General features: G+C 60.1%; 16 protein-coding genes and 1 pseudogene. 9 read left to right on the plus strand and 8 right to left on the minus strand.

The genetic code is table 11. The annotated features are described in order from the left end of the window. Positions 1-518 precede the first annotated feature (518 nt). From LJE91_05755 to rpmH, 5 genes are all read right to left on the minus strand, one after another. Positions 519-971, minus strand: coding sequence for a hypothetical protein (locus LJE91_05755; protein MCG6868241.1), 453 nt, complete (start codon positions 969-971; stop codon positions 519-521). A gap of 119 nt (positions 972-1,090) precedes the next feature. Continuing rightward, positions 1,091-2,449 (minus strand): tRNA uridine-5-carboxymethylaminomethyl(34) synthesis GTPase MnmE, encoded by a 1,359-nt coding sequence (gene mnmE / locus LJE91_05760; GenBank protein ID MCG6868242.1) that lies wholly within the window; start codon positions 2,447-2,449, stop codon positions 1,091-1,093. Positions 2,450-2,489: 40 nt separating this feature from the next. Further along, positions 2,490-4,157 (minus strand): membrane protein insertase YidC, encoded by a 1,668-nt coding sequence (gene yidC, locus LJE91_05765; protein MCG6868243.1) that lies wholly within the window; start codon positions 4,155-4,157, stop codon positions 2,490-2,492. A 7-nt stretch (positions 4,158-4,164) separates the two neighbouring features. After that, positions 4,165-4,614 (minus strand): ribonuclease P protein component, encoded by a 450-nt coding sequence (gene rnpA / locus LJE91_05770; protein MCG6868244.1) that lies wholly within the window; start codon positions 4,612-4,614, stop codon positions 4,165-4,167. A 95-nt stretch (positions 4,615-4,709) separates the two neighbouring features. Beyond that, positions 4,710-4,844, minus strand: coding sequence for a 50S ribosomal protein L34 (rpmH, locus tag LJE91_05775; protein MCG6868245.1), 135 nt, complete (start codon positions 4,842-4,844; stop codon positions 4,710-4,712). A gap of 196 nt (positions 4,845-5,040) precedes the next feature. Here rpmH and dnaA point away from each other — a divergent pair, with 196 nt between their 5' ends. From dnaA to ubiD, 8 genes are all read left to right on the plus strand, one after another. Next, complete coding sequence (dnaA, locus tag LJE91_05780; protein MCG6868246.1) at positions 5,041-6,396, plus strand: chromosomal replication initiator protein DnaA; 1,356 nt, start codon at positions 5,041-5,043, stop codon at positions 6,394-6,396. Between the two features lie 989 nt (positions 6,397-7,385). After that, positions 7,386-8,486, plus strand: a complete 1,101-nt coding sequence (gene dnaN, locus LJE91_05785) for a DNA polymerase III subunit beta (GenBank protein ID MCG6868247.1) — start codon at positions 7,386-7,388, stop codon at positions 8,484-8,486. 383 nt (positions 8,487-8,869) lie between these two features. Further along, positions 8,870-9,949 (plus strand): DNA replication/repair protein RecF, encoded by a 1,080-nt coding sequence (recF, locus tag LJE91_05790; protein MCG6868248.1) that lies wholly within the window; start codon positions 8,870-8,872, stop codon positions 9,947-9,949. Positions 9,950-9,976: 27 nt separating this feature from the next. After that, positions 9,977-12,385, plus strand: a complete 2,409-nt coding sequence (gene gyrB / locus LJE91_05795; GenBank protein MCG6868249.1) for a DNA topoisomerase (ATP-hydrolyzing) subunit B — start codon at positions 9,977-9,979, stop codon at positions 12,383-12,385. A 374-nt stretch (positions 12,386-12,759) separates the two neighbouring features. After that, positions 12,760-13,332, plus strand: coding sequence for a LemA family protein (locus LJE91_05800; GenBank protein MCG6868250.1), 573 nt, complete (start codon positions 12,760-12,762; stop codon positions 13,330-13,332). A gap of 42 nt (positions 13,333-13,374) precedes the next feature. Next, positions 13,375-14,331, plus strand: a complete 957-nt coding sequence (locus LJE91_05805; protein ID MCG6868251.1) for an E3 ubiquitin ligase family protein — start codon at positions 13,375-13,377, stop codon at positions 14,329-14,331. Between the two features lie 50 nt (positions 14,332-14,381). After that, positions 14,382-15,155, plus strand: a complete 774-nt coding sequence (gene xth / locus LJE91_05810) for an exodeoxyribonuclease III (GenBank protein ID MCG6868252.1) — start codon at positions 14,382-14,384, stop codon at positions 15,153-15,155. Beyond that, positions 15,152-16,618, plus strand: a complete 1,467-nt coding sequence (gene ubiD, locus LJE91_05815) for a 4-hydroxy-3-polyprenylbenzoate decarboxylase (GenBank protein MCG6868253.1) — start codon at positions 15,152-15,154, stop codon at positions 16,616-16,618. The genes xth and ubiD overlap by 4 nt, the downstream gene beginning before the upstream one ends. Before the next feature lie 386 nt (positions 16,619-17,004). On the opposite strand, the gene LJE91_05820 is transcribed toward ubiD, so the two are convergent. Together LJE91_05820 and LJE91_05825 are read right to left on the minus strand one after the other, a co-directional pair. Continuing rightward, the gene (locus LJE91_05820) at positions 17,005-19,323 is read right to left on the minus strand and encodes a cbb3-type cytochrome c oxidase subunit I (GenBank protein ID MCG6868254.1); all 2,319 of its coding nucleotides are present in this window, start codon (positions 19,321-19,323) and stop codon (positions 17,005-17,007) included. A gap of 20 nt (positions 19,324-19,343) precedes the next feature. Next, positions 19,344-19,523, minus strand: a pseudogene (locus LJE91_05825) (ligand-binding protein SH3). A 375-nt stretch (positions 19,524-19,898) separates the two neighbouring features. On the opposite strand from LJE91_05825, the gene LJE91_05830 reads away from it, so the two are divergent. Continuing rightward, the gene (locus LJE91_05830; protein ID MCG6868255.1) at positions 19,899-20,174 is read left to right on the plus strand and encodes a hypothetical protein; all 276 of its coding nucleotides are present in this window, start codon (positions 19,899-19,901) and stop codon (positions 20,172-20,174) included. Positions 20,175-20,438: 264 nt separating this feature from the next. Here the strand turns inward: LJE91_05830 and LJE91_05835 are convergent. Beyond that, the coding region (locus tag LJE91_05835; protein ID MCG6868256.1) for a hypothetical protein at positions 20,439-20,739 on the minus strand (301 nt) is incomplete at its 5' end.

The following is a 20,739-nucleotide window of genomic DNA, read 5'->3' on the forward strand; positions in this document are numbered from 1 at the left end:
CCCGTACGCGCCGCGATGGTCGATACCCCCGAAGATTATCGCTGATCCAGTTACCGCGCCAACGCCCTTGGCGAGCCCAATCCGTCGCTCTCTCCCCATGGACTCTACATGGGCCTTGGTAAAGAGCCTGCCGATCGCCAGAACGCCTATCGCCGCCTATGCTTGTCCCACCCGGATTCCGCAATGCTCCGCGAGGTGCGCTCCTCATCTACAGACTGGAACACCGCTCGGCAACGAACGCTTCCGCACACAGATCGAACGGGCACTTGGCGTCAAAGTCGGCTACAACGCTCGCGGCCGGCCAAAGAAACCCGTGACGAAGCCGGCTCCGGACGATAGCCAAATCGAGTTAGGCACCCTTAAAGGGTTCTGACCCCTTTACCGCTGCGCTTGTTCCACCCTACGCAATGTCATGACTCACCGAAAGCACGGAAAAACCGTAGGTCGGATCAAGCGAAGCGGATCCGGCAAGCTACTGGTGCTGAAACTGGGCTCGACGTAGATTCCGCGAAGTCAGGTCATCTGAAGTTATGTCTTGCCCTCGGTCCTTTCGGTGCCGGCCGGTTTGCTGCGGTGTACGGTGGGACTCCGCTCGAGGTACCGAACTCACTTTCGGCGATCTCCATCGCCTTGGCTCGCACGGCTTCGGCCCCTTCTCGTTCCCGGGTGGACTCATAGGTCCTCCAGTAAAGCATCAGATACTCGTCGTCCCGTGGTATCTCGAAGAACCGCAGCCCATCCGTGCACCACTCGAGGCCTTTCCCGGTTGGTTCGTCGTCGAGCAGGTGGAAAGAGGGTCCGGGATAAATCGGATCGATCAGCCACACATTTACGAACCATGCGATCCGCCCGTTCTTCAATCGCAGGATCACGACGGAAGGGCGCACGTGTCCGGCCCCAACCTCGATTGCAAGCAGGAGGCGGGAGAACTCCTCTACGTCTTCGCCGTAGCGCACATACAACCAGGTCAATCACGTTTCCGTTCGGTCCCCTCCGCCCAACGCTTCGGTGAACTTCCGCCCCGGAGTTCGAGGTCCGGCAGGTAGGCGAGTGGGTCATCGACGTGTTGTCTGGTGATCGGGGGCAAGCATCACTTACCGATGCAGAAGCTTGAAAAGATACGTCCGAGCAGGTCTTCGCTGGTGAAATCGCCGGTGATCTCGCCCAGCGCTCGTTGTGCGGTCCTCAGTTCCTCGGCCAGCAGTTCCCCCGCTCGGTTCTCAAGATACTGCGCCTCGGCGTTTTCCAGCGCACTGATGGCGCGGTCGAGATCCGTGAGATGTCTTCGTCTGGCCAGATACACGCCCTCGCCGGTGTCCGACGCCCCGGTGAGCTCCGCGATCCGTCGTCTCAGTTCCCCGACACCCTCTCCCGTAAACGCGGAGATGCCGAGTTCCCCCTCTGCGGGAGGCGGGACGGCGTCGTCGAGATCGATCTTGTTCCACAAGCGCAACATCGGGACGCCCGGTGGCAGGTCGGCCTCGATCCCGGCTTCCGATTCTCCGTAACCGGATGTTGCGTCGGTCAGGAGCAGAACCAGGTCCGCCGACCCGATCTCCCGCCATGCCCTGCGTACTCCTTCGCGCTCGACCGGATCCAGGCTCTCACGCAGCCCGGCGGTATCGGTCACGCGCACCGGGACTCCGTCGAGCAGGATGTCGCGCCGCAGGACATCGCGGGTCGTTCCCGGGATATGGCTGACGATCGCCGCGTCGTCCCCGGCCAGCCGGTTGAGCAGGGTTGATTTCCCCGCATTGGGTCGCCCCGCGATCACTATCCGCAGGCCCTCCCGCAACAGACTGCCCTGCCGTGCCGCGCGACGCACCGTCTCGGTACGGGCGATCAGGTCGAGCAACTGGTCGCGGATCCGGGGGTCGTCGAGAAAATCGATGTCCTCGTCGGGGAAATCCAGGGCCGCCTCGACATGGACGCGAAGCTCGATCACGGTGTCCACCAGGGCCCTGATCTCCCGGGAGAACTCGCCGTCCAGGGAACGCATGGCCGAGCGCGCGGCCTGCACAGAGCGGCTGTCGATGAGATCGGCGATGGCCTCGGCCTGAGCGAGATCGATCCGGTCGTTGAGGAAAGCGCGCTCGGAAAACTCCCCCGGCCGGGCCGGCCGCGCGCCCAGGGCGATCACCCGCGACAGCAGCAGGTCCATCACCACCGAGCCCCCGTGCCCCTGCAGCTCGAGGACGTCTTCGCCGGTGAACGAGTGGGGCGCGGGGAAGCGGATGGCCAGTCCCCGGTCGATGTCCCGGCCCTCGCCATCGAGAAACCGGCGGTAGACGGCCTGGCGGGGCGTGGGCAGCTCACCGACGACCGCCTCGGCGATGGCAAAGGCCCGGGGACCGGAGACCCTGACGATACCGACCGATCCGCGCCCAGCGGGGGTGGCGATGGCGGCGATGGTGTCGGACGCCGCGGCCGTCATCCCAGGTCGAACCATGCGCAGGCGATCCCGGGGCGGGCCGCGCGGATCCCGGGAATCAGCGGGCCTGTTTCTCGATTCGCCGCGTGATCACCCATTGCTGGAGGATCGAGAGCAGGTTGTTGACGAACCAGTACAGCACGAGCCCCGAAGGGAAGAAGGCGAAGAACACAGTGAAGATGAACGGCAGCGCCATCATGACCTTGGCCTGAATCGGATCGAGTGGTGCCGGGTTCAGTTTCTGCTGCGCGAACATGGTGATGCCCATGAGCAACGGCAGGACGTAGTAGGGATCCTTCGTCGAGAGATCGTGAATCCAGAACATGAAGGGCGCCTGGCGCAGCTCCACGCTTTCGAGCAGGGTCCAGTACAGGGCGATGAACACCGGTATCTGCACCAGGATCGGCAGGCAGCCGCCGAGCGGGTTGATCTTCTCCTTCTTGTACAGGTCCATCAGGGCCTGGTTCATCCGCTGCTTGTCGCTGCCGTAGCGCTCCTTGAGAGCGGCCAGCTTCGGCTGCACCGCCCGCATCCGGGCCATGGAGCGATAACTCGTCTCGGACAGCTTGTAGAAGACCAGCTTGATCAGGACCGTGAGCAGGATGATGGCCCAGCCCCAGTTGCCGACCAATCCGTGGATCTTCTCCAGCAACCAGAAAAGCGGCTTGGAGATGACGGTAAAGATACCGTAGTCGGTCACCAGTTCCAGACCCGGCGAGATCGCGGTAAGCCGGTGCTGCAGCTTCGGGCCCGCGTACAGGCGGGTGCTGAAGGTGACGGATTGCCCCGGCGCGGCGGTCTGCGGTACGGAGCTGAGGCCGATCAGGTATTCCGGTCCGAGACGGCCGCGCACCGCCTTGGTATAGACCAGGCTCTGCTCGCCCTTTTCGGCCACGAAGGCCGAGACGAAATAGTGCTGCAGCATGGCGACCCAGCCGGCTTCGATTTCCTTGCGCAGGGGTTCTTCGGTGATGTCTTCGAAGGTCTCCTTCTCGTACTTACCGTCGAAATAGGCCGCACCCGTAAAGGTGCGTACGAACCGCGATCCGCTGTCTTGGGCAACCGCGCCGTGACGAATCTGGCGGTATTGTCGCCCGATCCAGGGCTCGGCGCCGGCGTTCTCCACGCTCTGTTCGATATCGACGAGGAAGCTGCCGCGACGGAAGACGTACGTCTTGGTGACCGTAACGCCGTCGGGTCCCGTCCAGCGCAGCGGAACCCGCAGCTCGTCCTCTCCGTCCTTGAGCTCGAACACCTCGCTCCCGGCCGAGAAGGGCGCATGATGGTTGGGGGCGAGTTCGTCGGCGTCGCGACCCGAGGCATCGCCGTCGAATACCAGCCCGGTCTGGGCGATATAGACATGGGCCGAATCGTCCAGCAGGGTAAAAGGGACGTCGGGCTCATCGATGGAAACGGGGTAGGTGGGCAGTTTCACCTGTACGATATCGCCGCCGGTCGTGCTGATTCTGGCGTCGATCACGTCCGTGACGACCCGGATGGTCTGTGCATCGGGCCCCTGAGCCTGTTCCGGTTCGGTGCGGGGCACACTGGGTATGTCTCCCGGAACGGGCGTATCTTCCGCGGGGGAAGGCTCACCGGAAGGCCTGCTTTCGACGGCAGCCGACCCGGGCAGGTTCACAGGTCCGTAGTCCTGCTGCCAGGCCTGCCAGATCATGAACAGGACGAGCGCGAGGGACAGATAGACCAGTAGTCGCTGATTCTCCATTGCGTTCCTATCCGCTGCTTCCCGACTCGGGGCGCCTTGGGTTTCCGTGCGTAACCGGCCGAGCACCCGCCAGACGTGCGGAGCGTTTCCAAAGCCCCCGCAGCGACCGGTTCAGTTCCGAGTTCGACAGGCGCGCCGCGCCCGGGGCGCACATGACGACGAAGTCCATCGGGGGCAAGACCGATCGCTGGTGACGAAAACTTTCCCTGACGATCCGCTTGATCCTGTGCCGCTGCACGGCAAGCCGTGCGCACTTCCTGGAAACCGCCAGACCCAATCGCGGTCGGCCTGATTCACTCGGGGCGACGCGTATCGTGAAGACTCCGTTTCCGAACCTCGTCCCGCTGCCAAACACATGCTGGAACTGCGCCGACTGTGTCAGGCGGGAACTCCTGGGAAAGCTACGGTCAGCGGGAGGCTGCAGGGGCTCGACCCGAAACGGCGAATCCTCGATCATGTCGGCGCGAAGCGGCCCCGGCGACCTCTCGTTCCCCGATTTCACCCGGATCCGGACCGTCCACGCCGACGCGGCCGGAAACGACCCGGATCGACTCAGGGGCAGAGACGGGCCCGGCCCTTGGCGCGGCGGGCGTTCAGGATCTTGCGGCCACTACGGGTACGCATCCGCGCCCGGAACCCATGCGTGCGTTTCCGATGAATATTGCTGGGCTGGAATGTTCTTTTCATGGCCTGTAAACCTTGGGTTCGCCAGCCCGATCCTTCCCACGGGCCAACCTTTCGGGGAGCGCGCGAACATACTTGCCGACCGGCGGTTTGTCAATAAATCGTGGCTCGAACTACCCTCTCGGGACGCATGTTATTTGCCAAATATCCGGAGTAGACTTCGTCAATTCATCTACGCACGGATACGGGGGGCACGTCGTTGGGTAGGGGTTCGCTTTGGAATCAATGTGTCGATCAGCTCGAGCGGGAGCTGCCGGAAAAGCAGCTCAACACCTGGATCCGCCCCTTGCAGGCCCAGGAGGAGAACAGCGCGGTGCGGCTGCTCGCACCAAACAGCTTCGTCATGGACTGGGTGCGCAGCAACTTCCACGAACGCATCACCGCACTCGCCCGAACCTTGTCCCAGAACCCGGAAATGAACGTGGTCCTGGAAATCGGCAGCTCAGCGGTTGGCGAGAAACGGACCGCGGCCGTGATGACCCGGCCGGCGCGCGATGGAAATATCTCCACCACCAAGCGGGCGGGTAACTACTTCGAGAGCCACCTGACCCACTCGTTTACCTTCGACAACTTCGTCGAGGGCAAGTGTAACCAGCTCGCAAGGGCGGCGTCGTTTCAGGTCTCCGAGCACCCCGGACGCGCCTACAATCCCCTGCTGATCTATGGCGGGGTAGGGCTCGGCAAGACCCACCTGATGCAGGCGGTTGGCAACCGAATCCTGGCCGAGGACCAGGACAAGCGCGTGGTCTACCTTCGCTCCGAGCGTTTTGTCGCCGATATGGTCAAGGCGCTGCAGCACAATACGATCAACGATTTCAAACGATTTTATCGCTCCGTCGATGTCCTGCTGATCGACGACATCCAGTTTTTTGCCGGCAAGGAGCGCTCCCAGGAGGAGTTCTTTCACACCTTCAACGAACTGCTGGAGAGCAAGCAGCAGATCATCCTGACCTGCGACCGCTACCCCAAGGATGTCGACGGTCTCGAGGAACGCCTGCAGTCGCGCTTCGGCTGGGGACTCACCCAGGCCATCGAACCCCCTGAACTCGAGACCCGCGTGGCGATCATGCAGCGCAAGGCCGAGGACGCGAAGGTCGACCTGCCCAGTGATACGGCCTTTTTCATCGCCAAACGCATCCGCTCCAACATTCGCGAACTCGAGGGCGCGCTCAACCGTGTCATCGCCAATGCCAATTTCATCGGCAGCCGGATCACGATGGAATTCGCCCGCGAGGCCCTGCGGGACCTGCTGGCGGTACACGATCGCGCCGTCACCATCGAGAACATCCAGAAGACGGTAGCCGAGTTCTACAAGATCCGCGTCGCCGACCTGCACTCGAAGCGCCGCAGCCGATCCATCACCCGCCCCAGGCAATTGTGCATGGCGCTCGCCAAGGAACTGACCAATCACAGCCTCCCCGAAATCGGGGACGCCTTCGGCGGGCGCGATCACACCACCGTGCTGCACGCCTGCCGCAAGGTCAAGGAGCTCCGGGACACCGACAGCCGGCTCGACGAAGACTACAACACCCTGCTGCGCATCCTCGCCGCCTGAATTCACCGAAACCACCTGGATCATCCCCCGGCCGAGCCCGCCCTCTCGCCGGCAAGGGGTGGATACGCACGCACTCGACCCAGTTTCCTCCTGCCCCGGCCCCCGCTGAAAATCCGCGGAACGGATTCGCATATCTCGTGGACCGCGGGGGGAGCCTCCTGTGGATATTCCTTTTATAACGGGACGAGTCTCTCGGAGCCCTGGGTTATCCACAGTTCATTCCCGATCGAATTCACCGAGAACCAGTACCCTACGCCAGCGCGAATTCTATCGCGACTGGTTGAATTAAAAGAAATAAGAGCAGTTATCCACAGAAGAGGGCGGGACTAGTAATAATAATAGAAGTTAGTTATTCACTAATTATTATTGTATTCCTGGAATGTCGTTTCGGTACCTCCCTGCGGGGAAATGGCACTTAGCCGATCGGTGATCGCAGAGCGTAGCGAAGCCGACATGAACAGTGCTCAACCGCTTTGTTTCGGCTGAGCAACCTTCGTGGGTCATCGGCCGAATAGCCGGCGGTCGTTTTTATGGTCGCCCTCGAAGCCACGTTTCTAGCCGTAAATATATTATTAATATTTTAAGTAATAGAATAATGTACTAGGCCTCGTATCCCCAACGTGTCTTCGAATATGAACACAGCGGGCGATAGGGTGAATCGTTTGTGAGTCGGGGAGACTTGAACCCGATCCGGCGGTACGCCTGGCGGCCTGGCGAATCACGCCCGAATCTAATCTAAACAACCCCCTCGACAGACGTGGGAGAATAATGTGGAAATCCCGGGGGTTTTGTCGCGCTCATTATGACCTTCCAAAGTTATCCACAGGACGGCCACAGGCAACGGGCGAGGAATCCAGAGGATGCGTAGAAGTATTTTGGTCTATAAGCGATTGAATTAAGGGTACTATTCTGGTATTTCCACAGTGCCCTGCCGCATATAATAATAGTTACAATCTTTTAATTCACAATTATTGTTATTGGAAACAGGAATGGAATTGACCATACCGCGCGAGACGTTACTACTCCCTCTGCAGCAAGTCATCGGGGCCGTCGAGAGGAAAAACACCAAGCAAATTCTGGGCTGCATCCTGCTACGATTGACCGATGAGGGTGTCTATCTCGGCGCGACGGATCTTGAGCTGGGGATCGAGGCACGGATCGATCTGGAGACGTCGGAGCAAGGCAGCTTTACACTGCCCGCGAGGAAACTACTGGATATCTGCCGTGCCTTACCGGACGGCTCCGAGATCCGCATGAAGACCGGTGGCGAAAAGATTCGACTGACGTCCGGGCCCAGCCGTTTTGAACTCGCCTCGTTCCCGGCCGAGGAGTTCCCCAGGCAAAAGGACTTCGAGGGCGAGTGTTCCGTTTCCCTGTCACAGGAGAGCTTGCGAAATATACTCGAGCGTGTCGCCTTTGCCATGGCACAGCAGGACGTTCGGTATTACCTGAACGGTCTGTTGCTCGAGGTCGCCGAAACTCACATCCGCGGTGTGGCGACCGACGGGCACCGATTGGCAATGCACAGCGAGGTGCTGTCCACCGGCCTCTCGGAGGTCAAGCAGGTCATACTGCCCCGCAAGGCGGTTCAAGAACTGCTCCGGTTGCTCGATCGAAACGACAGCGTCGTCAACGTCGATATCGACAGCAATCATATCCGGGTCGCCATGGATGGGATCACGTTCGTTTCTAAACTGATCGATGCGCGATATCCCGATTACAATCGGGTGATCCCCGGTGATGACGGCCATCTGCTCGTTGCCGATCGGGACTCCCTGGTGCAGGCACTCTCACGGGCCGCGATCCTGTCGAACGACAAGTACCGGGGAGTCCGCCTGATCCTTTCCCAGGACCTCGCCAAACTCGAGGCCAACAATCCGGAACAAGAGCAGGCCGAGGAGCAACTGCCCGTCACGTATTCCGGACCGGAGATGGAGATCGGTTTCAATGTGCAGTATCTGATGGACGCACTGTCCGCGATCGACTGGGAGTCGGTCGAGATACATCTCACCTCGGATGATGGAAGTGCCCTGATCAAGGCGCCCGGGGATAGTCCCTCACGCTACGTCGTCATGCCGATGCGTCTATAGAAAACCTTTTTAAAGGCCACCAGCGATCCGCCTGAGCCGGGATCTCTCGAAAGGATGCCCGAAGGTATCGGTCGGTTCTGCGACCGCCGGACGCACGGTCAATAACCGATCAGCGATTCCAGGCGAGGAATAGTTGGGGTCGGCGGATGAATGTTCAGGTGGTGAAGCTTTCGAACCTCTCGCAGCCTTGCGGTTTGTCGGCTACGGCATCGCCGGTAACCTAAGGCGATTTCTGTCAAATGACATACCATCCTGCTTGTCTTTTCGTTCGTCCTCTGTGTTGCGACAGCAGTGACATAGTTCGACTATGCGCCTGTTGTCGCGCCTTGATGACGAACGAAAATCCGGCGCAATCTGGTACGCCATTTTCCGGCAATCGCCTAATGAGCCTGATCCGACTGCAAATCACTCACTTCAGAAATATCAGATCGGCGGATTTATCGCTCTGCGGCGAGGTCAACCTGTTCGTCGGTCCCAACGCGTCGGGAAAGACGAGCCTCCTCGAGGCAATCGATTGCCTCTCAAGGGGGCGGTCCTTTAGAGCCCGTCTTCCCACGCAACTCACTACGCACGGTGAGTCCTCACTCACGCTGTTCGGGCAGGTCGATAGCGGATCCGGGCGGATCTCCGCGCTTGGCATGGAACTGGGGCGCGCGCGACGCATGTTGCGCCGGGACGGAAGGACGGTGGATACCGTGGAGTCGTATGCGGCGGCACTGCCGGTACAGACCATGCACCCGCTGAGCCACGTGATCATCAACGGCCCACCCGGGCATCGCCGGGCCTTCATGGATTGGGGTGTGTTTCACGTGAAACAAGGAGACATCCGAAGTTGGCGTGAGTACACACGGGTGCTCAGGCAGCGCAACCTCCTGCTGAGCAGAGGCGGTGGGGATCGTGAAATCGAGGCCTGGGACGAGGCCTTGACCAACAGCGCGGAACGATTAGATCAGGCAAGGGCAGGGTATGTGTCCCAAATCGAACCGCTCTGTGCTCAGCTCGCTGAAGAGTTTCTGGATGGCGCACAAGTGGGATTGAGATACCGGCGTGGGTGGTCGGAGGGAACCGATCTGGCGTCCACCCTGAGGGAGACCCTGGATCGTGACCGACAACTTGGGCACACCGGCAATGGACCACACCGTGCCGATCTCCAGATCACACTGTCAGGTCGATCGGCGCGTGATTTCGCTTCCCGCGGGCAGCAAAAATTGCTCGTCGTGGTGCTGCTATTGGCACAACTCAGGGCTTTCACCGCGTCTGGCTCGATTCGTCCAACCTTGTTGGTGGACGATCTGGCAGCCGAACTCGATCCAGCGCGCCGGGAACGTGTGATCGAAAGATTGGCCGAGTTGCCGGCGCAGGTCATCCTGACCGCGTTGGAGCGGAATGCACTGGATCTGTCTCGATGGTGTGAAACCAGGGTGTTTCACGTGAAACACGGCGGCTTCGAGGAGTTGGTATAATCCCGCGCTTTACGCGATGGGGTCACCATGCCGGAATCATCCTATACGTCAGACAACATCAAGGTTCTCAAGGGACTTGATGCCGTTCGCAAGCGTCCCGGCATGTATATCGGTGACACGGACGACGGGACCGGACTTCACCACATGGTCTTCGAGGTGGTGGACAACTCCATCGACGAGGCGTTGGCTGGCTATTGCACGGAGATCCGAGTCTCGATCAACGACGACGGATCGGTCACGGTTCAGGACAACGGGAGGGGAATCCCGGTAGGGATCCATCCCGAGGAGCAGCGATCGACCGCCGAGGTCATCATGACCGTGCTCCATGCTGGCGGAAAGTTCGACGATAACGCCTATAAGGTCTCCGGCGGATTACACGGAGTCGGGGTCTCGGTGGTCAACGCGCTGTCCGAGCGCCTGGAACTGCGAATCGAGCGGAACGGAAAGGCGTATCGGCAGGAGTACCACCTGGGCGAGCCCGTTGCGCCGATCTCCGAGATTGGGGAATCGGACCAGACCGGGACCGTGGTGACCTTCTATCCCAGTCCCGAGATCTTCAGCGACATCGAATTCCACTATGACATCCTGGCTAAGCGACTTCGGGAGCTCTCGTTCCTGAATTCCGGTGTGCGCATCGTCCTGGAGGCGCCGCTGGCCGAGCGCCGGGATGTTTTCGAGTATAGAGGCGGCATCAAGGCCTTCGTTAAACACCTCAACCGGAAGAAGACCCCCATCCACGAAACGGTAGTGTTCTTCGACACCCAGCGTCAGGACACCGGTGTGGAACTGGCGATGCAGTGGAACGATTCGTACAAGGAATCGATCTTCTGCTTTACCAACAACATCCCACAACGCGATGGGGGTACCCATTTGGCGGGTTTCCGGGCCGCGCTGACACGCACGCTGAACCAGTACCTGGAGCGCGAGGGTATTGCTAAAAAGCAGAAGGTCAATATTACCGGCGACGATGCCCGCGAAGGTCTGACGGCAGTGCTTTCCGTCAAGGTGCCGGATCCCAAGTTTTCCTCGCAAACCAAGGACAAGCTGGTTTCCTCGGAGGTCAAGGGCATTGTGGAGTCGGCAATGAGCGAGAAGGTCGGTGAATTCCTGCTCGAGCACCCGGGTGAAGCCAAGGCGATCGTCGGGAAGGTCGTCGAGGCGTCCCGCGCCCGGGAGGCCGCACGCAAGGCCCGCGAGATGACGCGACGCAAGGGTGTACTCGATATCGCTGGGCTGCCCGGGAAACTGGCCGATTGCCAGGAGAAGGATCCGGCGGAATCGGAACTGTTCCTGGTCGAGGGCGATTCGGCCGGTGGTTCGGCTAAGCAGGGCAGGGATCGCCACACCCAGGCGATCCTGCCCCTGAAGGGAAAGATCCTCAACGTGGAAAAGGCACGCTTCGACAAGATGATCTCCTCGGCGGAGGTCGGGACGCTGATAACCGCGCTGGGTTGCGGAATCGGCACCGAGGAATACAATCCGGACAAGCTGCGTTACCACCGAATCATCATCATGACGGATGCGGACGTCGATGGTTCGCATATCCGAACCCTGTTGTTGACCTTTTTCTATCGGCAGATGCTGGAGCTGATCGAGCGCGGCCATATCTATATCGGCCAGCCGCCGCTTTACAAGGTCAAACGCGGTAAGCACGAGTCCTATGTCAAGGACGACGCCGAGTTGAACGACTATCTCACCCGGCTCGCACTGGACGGCGCTCGACTGCACTTCGATCCGAACGAAGCGCCGCTGATAGGGGAGTCGCTGGCCGAATTGGTGAGGCAGTATCAGGGTGCGATGTATCGGGTCGACCGCCTCTCGCGTCGGTTCGACCGAAGAATTCTCGAGTCGGTCCTGACCTCGGCCCCCGTACAGGCCCCTTACAATCGGCAAGGTCTGGAAAGCTGGTCAAAGAAACTACTCGAACGGCTGAATGCCAACAGCCCCTCGGGGACGCGGTACGAGGCAGCCACCATCACCGGGGAAGCGCAGGACGATGCCTTCGTCCGGGTTACGAAATGGGTGCATGGACAGGCACACAGCTTTGATCTGACCCCCGAGATTCTGGGGTCACCGGATTTTCAGGCACTGAATTCTCTGAGCGCCGGGTTGTACGGACTGATACGGAGCGATGCCTATGTCCTCAGGGGAGAGCGCCAGGAAGCCGTGGAGGACTTTGCCCAAGTCGTCAACTGGTTGATGGACGAGGCCCGCCGGGGACAGACGATTCAGCGCTACAAGGGACTGGGCGAGATGAATCCCGACCAGCTCTGGGAGACCACCATGAACCCCGCCACCCGGCGGCTGATGCAGGTCAGGATAGAGGATGCAGTGGCCGCCGACGACATGTTTACGACCCTGATGGGCGACCAGGTCGAACCGCGGCGGGACTTCATCGAATCGAACGCGCTGCAGGCGACGAACATCGATATCTAAGGCGATTTCTGTCAAATGACATACCATCCTGCTTGTCTTTGTCGTCCGTCCTCTGTGTTGCGACAACGGTGACATCGTTCGACGATGCGCCTGTTGTCGCGCCTTGATGACGAACGAAAATCCGGCGCGATCTGGTATGCCATTTTCCGGCAATCGCCTTACCCCGGTCACGCCGCCTTTCAATTAGTTGTTTTCATGGTTAGCGATAATATTTATTGATGATTCTGGGGCGTCCCGCCGCACGCGCGGTCATGAACTACAATTGACACGCGGACACAAGAAACGATCGGTCCGGAAGCCGTATCGAAGTAGCGGGTGTGACGACCAAGCCACCCGTCGCCATCGCTGTCATACCACTGGAAAGGGGAGAGACCTTGGAGATTGCGGCCTACGTCGTACTGGCGCTTCTGATCGTGGCGGTCCTGTATGTCGTGTTCACCTACAACAACCTGGTGAGTCTCAAACACGCCGTTGCCAAGGCGTGGTCGAACATCGATGTGCTGCTCAAGCAGCGCCACGACGAGCTGCCGAAGCTGGTCGAGGTCTGCCGGCAGTACATGAAGTTCGAGCAGGACACCCTGACGAAGGTCATGAAGGCGCGTTCACAGGTGTTCGACGCCCGCAACAACCAGGACATAGGCGCCCTGGGCCAGGCCGAAAGCATGCTGCGAGTCGGTCTCGGCAACCTGTTTGCCGTGGCGGAGGCCTATCCCGATCTGACCGCCAACGAGCATTTCAGGCACCTGCAGACCCGCATCAGTGGTCTGGAGAATGCCATTGCGGACCGGCGCGAGTACTACAACGAGAGCGTGAACGTCAACAACGTGCGGATCGAACAGTTCCCGGATATCGTGGTCGCGAAGTTGTTCTCGTTTCCACCCTTCGAGCTGCTCGAGTTCAGCGATGCGGAAAGGCGCGACGTCAATCTGAAGGCCCTTTTCGGGTGAGCATCGGCGACGGATCCAGCGCGATAACAGGCTGAGGCGCCGGTGCGCTCGGAGATCCTCGCAGCAACCCCGGGTGTGTTCTGGCTGGCCGAGGGCCTCGCGCTCGGCCTGATGCTGGTGGCGCTCTACATCGGGTTCCACTACCTTCGGCGCGCGCGCTACATCGAGGATATCCCGACGTCCAGGATACGGTCCGCCCACCAGGGCTACGTCGAGATCGTCGGGATGGGCGAGGCGCTGGACGGCCAGCCGATCCTCGCGCCGCTCTCCAGACGCCAGTGCCTGTGGTATCGGTTCACCGTGCAGGAACGTCCGGTGTCCGCCTCGGGAAGGGAGCGGAGTGTGGGATGGCGCTCCCTGCACAGCGGGCAGAGTGACGGGATCTTTGCCATCAGGGACGGGACCGGGGAATGCATCGTCGATCCCGAGGGAGCGGATGTGACCACTACCCATACCCGACGCTGGACTGGCAACAGCCCCTGGCCGGAATTCACTCCGGAAGAGTCCGACAGTCTCCTGGACAGGTTTCTCGGCGGCCTGTTCTCCATGGGCATGGAGACCTATCGCTATACCGAATCGCTGCTGCTGCCCGGCGAGACCGTCTATGCCCTGGGCACGTTCCGTACCCAGGGCACCGGTTATCAGACGGACGTCAAGGAGGAAATCTCGGCCACACTGAGGGCATGGAAGCGTGATCCACAGCGCATGCGTTCTTTCGATGCCGATGGTGACGGCAGGGTCGACATCCAGGAATGGGAGCGGGCGCGCAGTGCGGCGCGGCAACAGGTCATGATTGAACGGGTGCGTCGACGCGAAGTGCTGGTGACACACGTGATGAAGAATCCGAAAGATAGCGGCTTGCCGTATCTACTCTCAGCCGAGTCCGAATTCGGACTGGTGAGGCGGTACCGTGCGTGGGGCGGACTGGGTACGACGACATTCCTCGTAGTTTTCGTCCTGGCCGCGTGGGCGCTCGGTGTGCGGCTCGACTTCCCTTGAGCCGGGTGTCATCGGTCAGGGAGTCGATCGATATGCAAGGCTGCGACGAACTGGATATCGCCACCTGGAACGTCAATTCCCTGCGCGTCCGTCTGGCCCAGGTCACCGACTGGCTCGCGCGCCACCGACCGGAAATCCTCGCCCTGCAGGAGACCAAGGTAACCGACGCACAGTTCCCGCGGCAGGCCATCGGGTCGGCGGGCTATTACGCCGTGTTCAACGGACAGAAGACCTACAACGGGGTGGCCCTGCTGACGCGTGAGCCAGCCGGGGACGTGGTGACCGACATCCCGGGGCTCGACGATCCCGAGCGCAGGATCATCGCGGCGACGGTCAACGGGATCCGGGTCGTGAATCTCTACGTGGTCAACGGGTCCGAGGTCGGCTCGGAGAAGTATGCCTACAAGCTCGAGTGGCTGCGGCGGGTACGCGACTACCTCGAGGTGGAGGGGCGTGAGCACGAGCGGCTGGTCGTCCTGGGAGATTTCAACATCGCGCCCGAGGATCGCGACGTCCACGACCCACAGGCCTGGCGTGGCCGGATCCTCTGCAGTCCCGCCGAGCGTGCCGCACTGACCTCGATACGGGAAACCGGTCTGGTCGATGCCTTTCGCCTCTTCGATCAGCCGTCCGGTTCTTTCAGCTGGTGGGACTATCGATCCGGGGCCTTTCGCCGGAATGCGGGTCTTCGGATCGACCTGATCCTGGTGTCGCCCGCGCTGTCGCGCCTTTGCCGGGGATGCCGCATCGACCTCGCTCCGCGCCGGCTCGAGCGGCCGTCGGACCATGCGCCGGTGCTGGCAGAATTCGGAGAAAATGAATGAAATATCGCGATCTTCGCGAATTTATCGCCTATCTTGAGGGAATTGGCGAGTTAAAGCGAATCGGTGTGCCGGTCGATCCCAACCTGGAAATCACCGAGATCTGCGACCGTACGCTCAAGCAGGGCGGCCCCGCCCTGTTGTTCGAGCGACCCGCGGGCGCCGGAGTGCCATTGCTGGGCAATCTTTTCGGGACCCCCAGACGTGTCGCCCTTGCCATGGGGGAGGAATCGGTCGAGGCGCTTCGCGAGATCGGGGAACTCCTGGCGTTTCTCAAGCAACCGGAGCCGCCCGGCGGGCTTAAGGACGCCTGGAAGAGCCTGCCCGTGTTCCGCAAGGTGTTCGACATGGCGCCCCGCACGGTGCGCAAGGCGCCCTGCCAGGAGATCGTACTGCAGGGAGAGGCGGTCGACCTGGGGCTGTTCCCGGTGCAGACCTGCTGGCCGGAGGACGCGGGACCGCTGGTGACCTGGGGCCTGGTGATCACCCGGGGACCGCGGCGCAGCCGGCAGAACATGGGCATCTATCGCCAGCAGGTCATCGCCCGCAACCGGGTCATCATGCGCTGGCTCGCGCATCGCGGCGGGGCGCTGGATTTCCATGACTGGACCGGGGCCCACCCCGGGGAACCGTTTCCGGTCGCCGTGGCACTCGGTGCGGACCCCGCGACGACGCTGGCCGCCGTCACGCCGATCCCGGACACCCTCTCCGAACATGCCTTCGCCGGCCTGCTGCGGGGTGGAAAGACGGAGCTGGTCAAGTGTCGGACGAGTGACCTGCTGGTCCCGGCGACCGCCGAGATTATCCTCGAGGGATTCATTCAGCCCGGGGACACCGCGCCGGAAGGTCCCTTCGGCGATCACACAGGGTATTATAACGAGGTCGAGGAATTCCCGGTTCTGACCATCGATTGCATCACCCTTCGCAACGAGCCGATTTACCACAGTACCTACACCGGCCGCCCGCCGGACGAGCCGGCCGTCCTCGGGGTCGCCCTCAACGAGGTGTTTGTCCCCCTGCTGCAGAAGCAGTACCCGGAGATCACCGATTTCTATCTGCCGCCGGAGGGCTGCTCCTATCGGGTGGCGGTCGTGAGCATCGAGAAGCAGTACGCCGGGCACGCCAAGCGTGTGATGATGGGGGTCTGGTCGTTCCTGCGCCAGTTCATGTACACCAAGTTCGTCATAGTCGTGGACAGCGACGTCGATACCCGCGACTGGCGGGATGTCATCTGGGCAATGACCACACGCATGGATCCGGTCCGAGACATCACCCTGATCGACCACACCCCGATCGACTATCTCGATTTCGCCTCTCCGGTCTCGGGTCTCGGGTCGAAGGTCGGGTTCGACGCCACCAACAAATGGCCGGGGGAGACGCAACGGGAATGGGGACGCCCGATCGTTATGGCCCAGGCGGTCAAGGAACGCGTCGACGCGTTGTGGCCGCAACTGGGATTGGATTGAGGATTCGTAGGGATTGGCTTCCGGCCAGATGAATCAGCGTTCATGCCAACTAGAAAACCGCTGCCTTAGGCGATTTCTGTCAAATGACATACCATCCTGTTTGTCTTTTCGTCCGTCCTCCGTGTTGCGACAACCGTACCATAGTTCGACTATGCGCCTGTTGTCGCGCCTTGATGACGAACGATCCCGGCGCGGCGCTGTCCCTGCTTTGCTTGGGCACCGGTCTTGGGCTTCCTGCCCAAGCCGTTCACTGCTTCGCAGCTCACCCGGCGCGATCTGGTACGCTATTTTCCGGCAATCGCCTTATTTCGGGCACTATGCTCCGGGCTACCGCCTTTTCGGATTCGCTCAACTTTTGCACTCGGAATAGTCATGGTGAAATTGCCCTATTGATTTGCCAAGTCAACCGCAGCCGATGCCGGGATTGCTCTTACGTTTGCGTAGCACTTTATAACAGCAATCAGTGCTGGAACGACGCCGACAAAAATGAAGACCAGATCGCCCGGCGTTCTCAGCCACTCGATGAGCCGTGGCAAGTCCTGGCCCGTGTAAGTAAGACCGCGAGCGTGCCAGTAGCCGTTCTCCAGCACGTCCACTAGTTGCAGAATTCCACCAGGAAACAGGCTGAAGATAACCATCATCGCCAGACCCACGTTCAATCCCCAGAACGACACCCTGAAATACTTCTGTAGCTCAGTCCACTGTGATTCGGTGGATACGTGGCGTACGGAGAAAACCATCAGGGCAATTGCCAGCATACCGAACACGCCCATCATCGCCGCATGGCCGTGATTAACCGTGAGTAGGGTGCCGACCTCGAAGTAACTCACGATCGGCAAGTTGATCAGGAACCCGAAAACACCGGCGCCGAGGAAATTCCACGCACCGACTGCCATGATGAAATAGAACGTCCAATTGTGAGGGACAGGAATCGGGTTGCCCGAGAGGTCGCGCTGGGTTCGCGTCACTTTGATGAAATCCCAGGCATCGAGTGTCAACAACGTGAGCGGCACGACTTCGAGGGCCGAGAAAACGGCACTCAACGCCATGTTCAGTTCCGAGTGCCCGTTGAAGTACCAGTGATGTCCTGTGCCGATCAAGCCCCCGCCGAAATAGAGAATTGCGTCGAGATAGATCACGCGCGTAGCGGTCGTACGCGTAACTACGCCCAGGCCCGAGAGAATGATAGCAACGAGCACTGTGACGAAGAACTCGAAGAAGCCCTCGACCCAAAGGTGGATAATCCAGAAGCGCCAGGTATCGACAATGGAGAAGTGCGTCGTGCCATCAAAGAACATCGCGGGAAGGTAAAATATAGGAATCGCGAGCGCTGCTAACAGGAAAAAGCCGGTCAGCTCTTTCGACTTCGGTGACTTCAGGGACGGTGCCACTCCTCGAACCAGCAAGCCGAACCAAAAGATCAGGCCGATTGCCAGGAGAATCTGCCATGCGCGCCCGAGTTCTAGGTATTCCCAGCCCTGGTTGCCGAACCAAAACCAATGATCCGGCAACCATTGAAAGGTCCCGGCCCATTCGCCGAGCAAGCTTCCGGCGACAACGACAAAGAGCGCGCCGAACAAGATGTGAATCAGCGTTGCCTGATGCTTCGGTTCATGTCCACCGACCTCGGTTGCCAGGAGCAGGGCGCCCGCAACATACGATGTCGCGATCCAGAAAATTGCCAGCTGCAAGTGCCAGGTGCGCAGTATGTTGCTAGGGAGAAAACCGGAAATGTTGACGCCGTAAAAGCTGCCGGGATCGGCCCGATAGTGCGCAGTGGCGCCACCCACGAGCGTTTGTGCGAGAAACAGCAGTCCGACGATGACGAAGAATTTGATCACGGCGCGCTGACTTGGCGTCGGATGTCCAGGCACAAGGCCCGGTTCCACATGTGTATCAGACGACTTCCAACCCAAATAGTCGAATTTGCCAAACGCGAGCAACACCAGCGCGGTTCCACCCAGCAGGGCGATGAGGCTCAGCGCACTCCACAGTAGCGCACCGCCGGTCGGTGTATTACCAACAAGCGTATCGTAAGGAAAGTTGTTCGTGTAGGTCGCGGATTCGTCGGGGCGGTTGGTAACCGAGGCCCAGGCTGTCCAGGCAAAAAAGGCGCTCAGATCACGAAGCTCCTCCCGGTCCTTGAGAAACTCGGCCGGAAGTCCGCCATTGCCCTCGGGGCTCCGGAAATACTCAGCCCACCACGCCTGTTGCCGGTCAAACGAATTAACCTCGGCATCGGTCAGAACCAGCCGACCGGTATCCGACTCGTAGCGGTTTTCCTTGAGTTGCGCCTTGACGAGACCTTCCACTACTGCCCGTTCACTCGGAGCAAGCTCCTCGAATCGCCGCCCGAACTGCGCTTGTGCGTGGGCGTTGGCAACATCGAGCCCAAGGTTGTGAAGATATTGCGCCGAAAAATCTGGCCCCAAGTAGGCGCCGTGTCCCCAGATACTGCCGTTGTTCATGAGGCCGTACTTGAGAAACACCTGCTGGCCGTTCTGGATATCGAACTTCTCAAACAGCACGGCACCGCGTGAATCAACGACCTGTTGGGGGAGAGGAGGGGCGTCGTGGTGCACTTTCACGGTCAGGTAGATCAATACGCTGAAGCCGATCGCCATTACGATCAGCACAGAGCGTAGCCACCAGGATGAAAGGTGATCCGCGGGCGGTGCCGTCCTGATTCTTTCGTCTGAGTTCATATCGGGTACCCGCCAAGCCGATCTGAAATGTTCCCGCTATTGAGCGCGACAAATCCACCGACAAAGCCGCTGTCTGAGTGATAGGTCTTGACGTTTTCACACAGCATTGCCACCCGCTCCTGTAGATCATCAACGCTAAATTCGGGTTTAAGAAGTACACGGTTCACGGTCACAACACCATCATATGAAAAAGTTGTCAATCAATGTGGACATAATCTTTCTCCTGCACGTGGTGAGCCGGTTACCTCCAGCTCAGCATTACGCAATCATTTAAGGTTCCGCAATCAGTCACTACATGTCGTAGACGATAATTCTTCATCATTGGATGAGAAGAAAAGTCTGACATATTAGAGGCGGATTATCTCGGTTTCTTCTCACGTTCATCAACTGTGAAACGAGAGGAAATTGAAATGGAAAGCCCGATTGAGAACCGCGTGGATGGTAACGATGTCGCTGGGAAGCGGAGCCCGGGGAAAACAGAGCCGGCAAAGGGAAAGCGTTATTCACCAGCCCAGCGCAAAGAGATACTGTAATATGCCCAAAAGCACAGCGTCAAAGCGGCGGCGGATATCTCCCTGCGCGCCGAAATCGGCTTCGAGGAAAGGCTCATGCAACGGCTGGTTGAGGGAAGCATCGATATCGGCGTCATGTATACGCCCCAGAGTCGGCCTGGAATGACAGTCGAGCATCTCATGGATGAAGAGTTCGTGCTGGTTTCGACTCGTATCGGCGCCACCGGGCCGGGCGACAGCGATTACGTCTATGTTGACTGGGGCCCGGAAATCTTCCACAAACACAGCATGCATTTCGACGAGCAAGGTGCCGCTCCGCTTGTGGCGAGTATCGGGTGACTGGGTCTGCAGCATATCCTCAGCGAGTGCGGTGCCGGCTATTTCCCGCTTCGGCTTCTGCAGAATCTGATCGACACCCGCAGGCTGACGCTGGTCCCTGATGCCCCCAGATTTGCACTGCCGGCATACGTGGGATATCCGACATAGGCCGATCCTGCGGTGTTCAGCGTTGCACTTGAGGGCCTGAGGAAGATTGCCGTCGATGGCTGATCACCACTGTCGCCCGCCTCGGAATCGGGGCATTCGGCGGGACATCGGGCAGCCCTAATAGCCATCAGCTGCCGGCCGCACCAGGTTATAGTTTGCCTTGCGCACGCCCTGCATTAGCTGGTCGACATCATCCACCGGCACCCCGACCATGCTGAGCGCATTGGCCCCCAGTGTCAGGCTGCTCTCGATCGCCTCCGGAAAGGCCTGCGTGGCACCGGCCTGCACCAGCAGCGGTGTCGCCAGCATGCTCACTGAGATGACGCTGATAGCGAAAATAAAGGTGGTATCGTCGATCACACGGAGCGCTTTGGCTGACGAAAACAGGACGAAGCCAAACTCTCCACCCTGCGCAAGC

This window comes from Gammaproteobacteria bacterium (genome assembly GCA_022340215.1).
Taxonomy (GTDB): Bacteria; Pseudomonadota; Gammaproteobacteria; order JAJDOJ01; family JAJDOJ01; genus JAJDOJ01.

Bases quoted from the DNA above. Each gene is read 5' to 3' on its own strand.
- mnmE (MCG6868242.1), bottom strand. From the start codon at position 2,449: ATGGTTCGACCTGGGATGACGGCCGCGGCGTCCGACACCATCGCCGCC.
- yidC (MCG6868243.1), bottom strand. From the start codon at position 4,157: ATGGAGAATCAGCGACTACTGGTCTATCTGTCCCTCGCGCTCGTCCTG.
- rnpA (MCG6868244.1), bottom strand. From the start codon at position 4,614: ATGATCGAGGATTCGCCGTTTCGGGTCGAGCCCCTGCAGCCTCCCGCT.
- rpmH (MCG6868245.1), bottom strand. From the start codon at position 4,844: ATGAAAAGAACATTCCAGCCCAGCAATATTCATCGGAAACGCACGCAT.
- dnaN (MCG6868247.1), top strand. From the start codon at position 7,386: ATGGAATTGACCATACCGCGCGAGACGTTACTACTCCCTCTGCAGCAA.
- recF (MCG6868248.1), top strand. From the start codon at position 8,870: ATGAGCCTGATCCGACTGCAAATCACTCACTTCAGAAATATCAGATCG.
- gyrB (MCG6868249.1), top strand. From the start codon at position 9,977: ATGCCGGAATCATCCTATACGTCAGACAACATCAAGGTTCTCAAGGGA.
- ubiD (MCG6868253.1), top strand. From the start codon at position 15,152: ATGAAATATCGCGATCTTCGCGAATTTATCGCCTATCTTGAGGGAATT.
- LJE91_05820 (MCG6868254.1), bottom strand. From the start codon at position 19,323: ATGAACTCAGACGAAAGAATCAGGACGGCACCGCCCGCGGATCACCTT.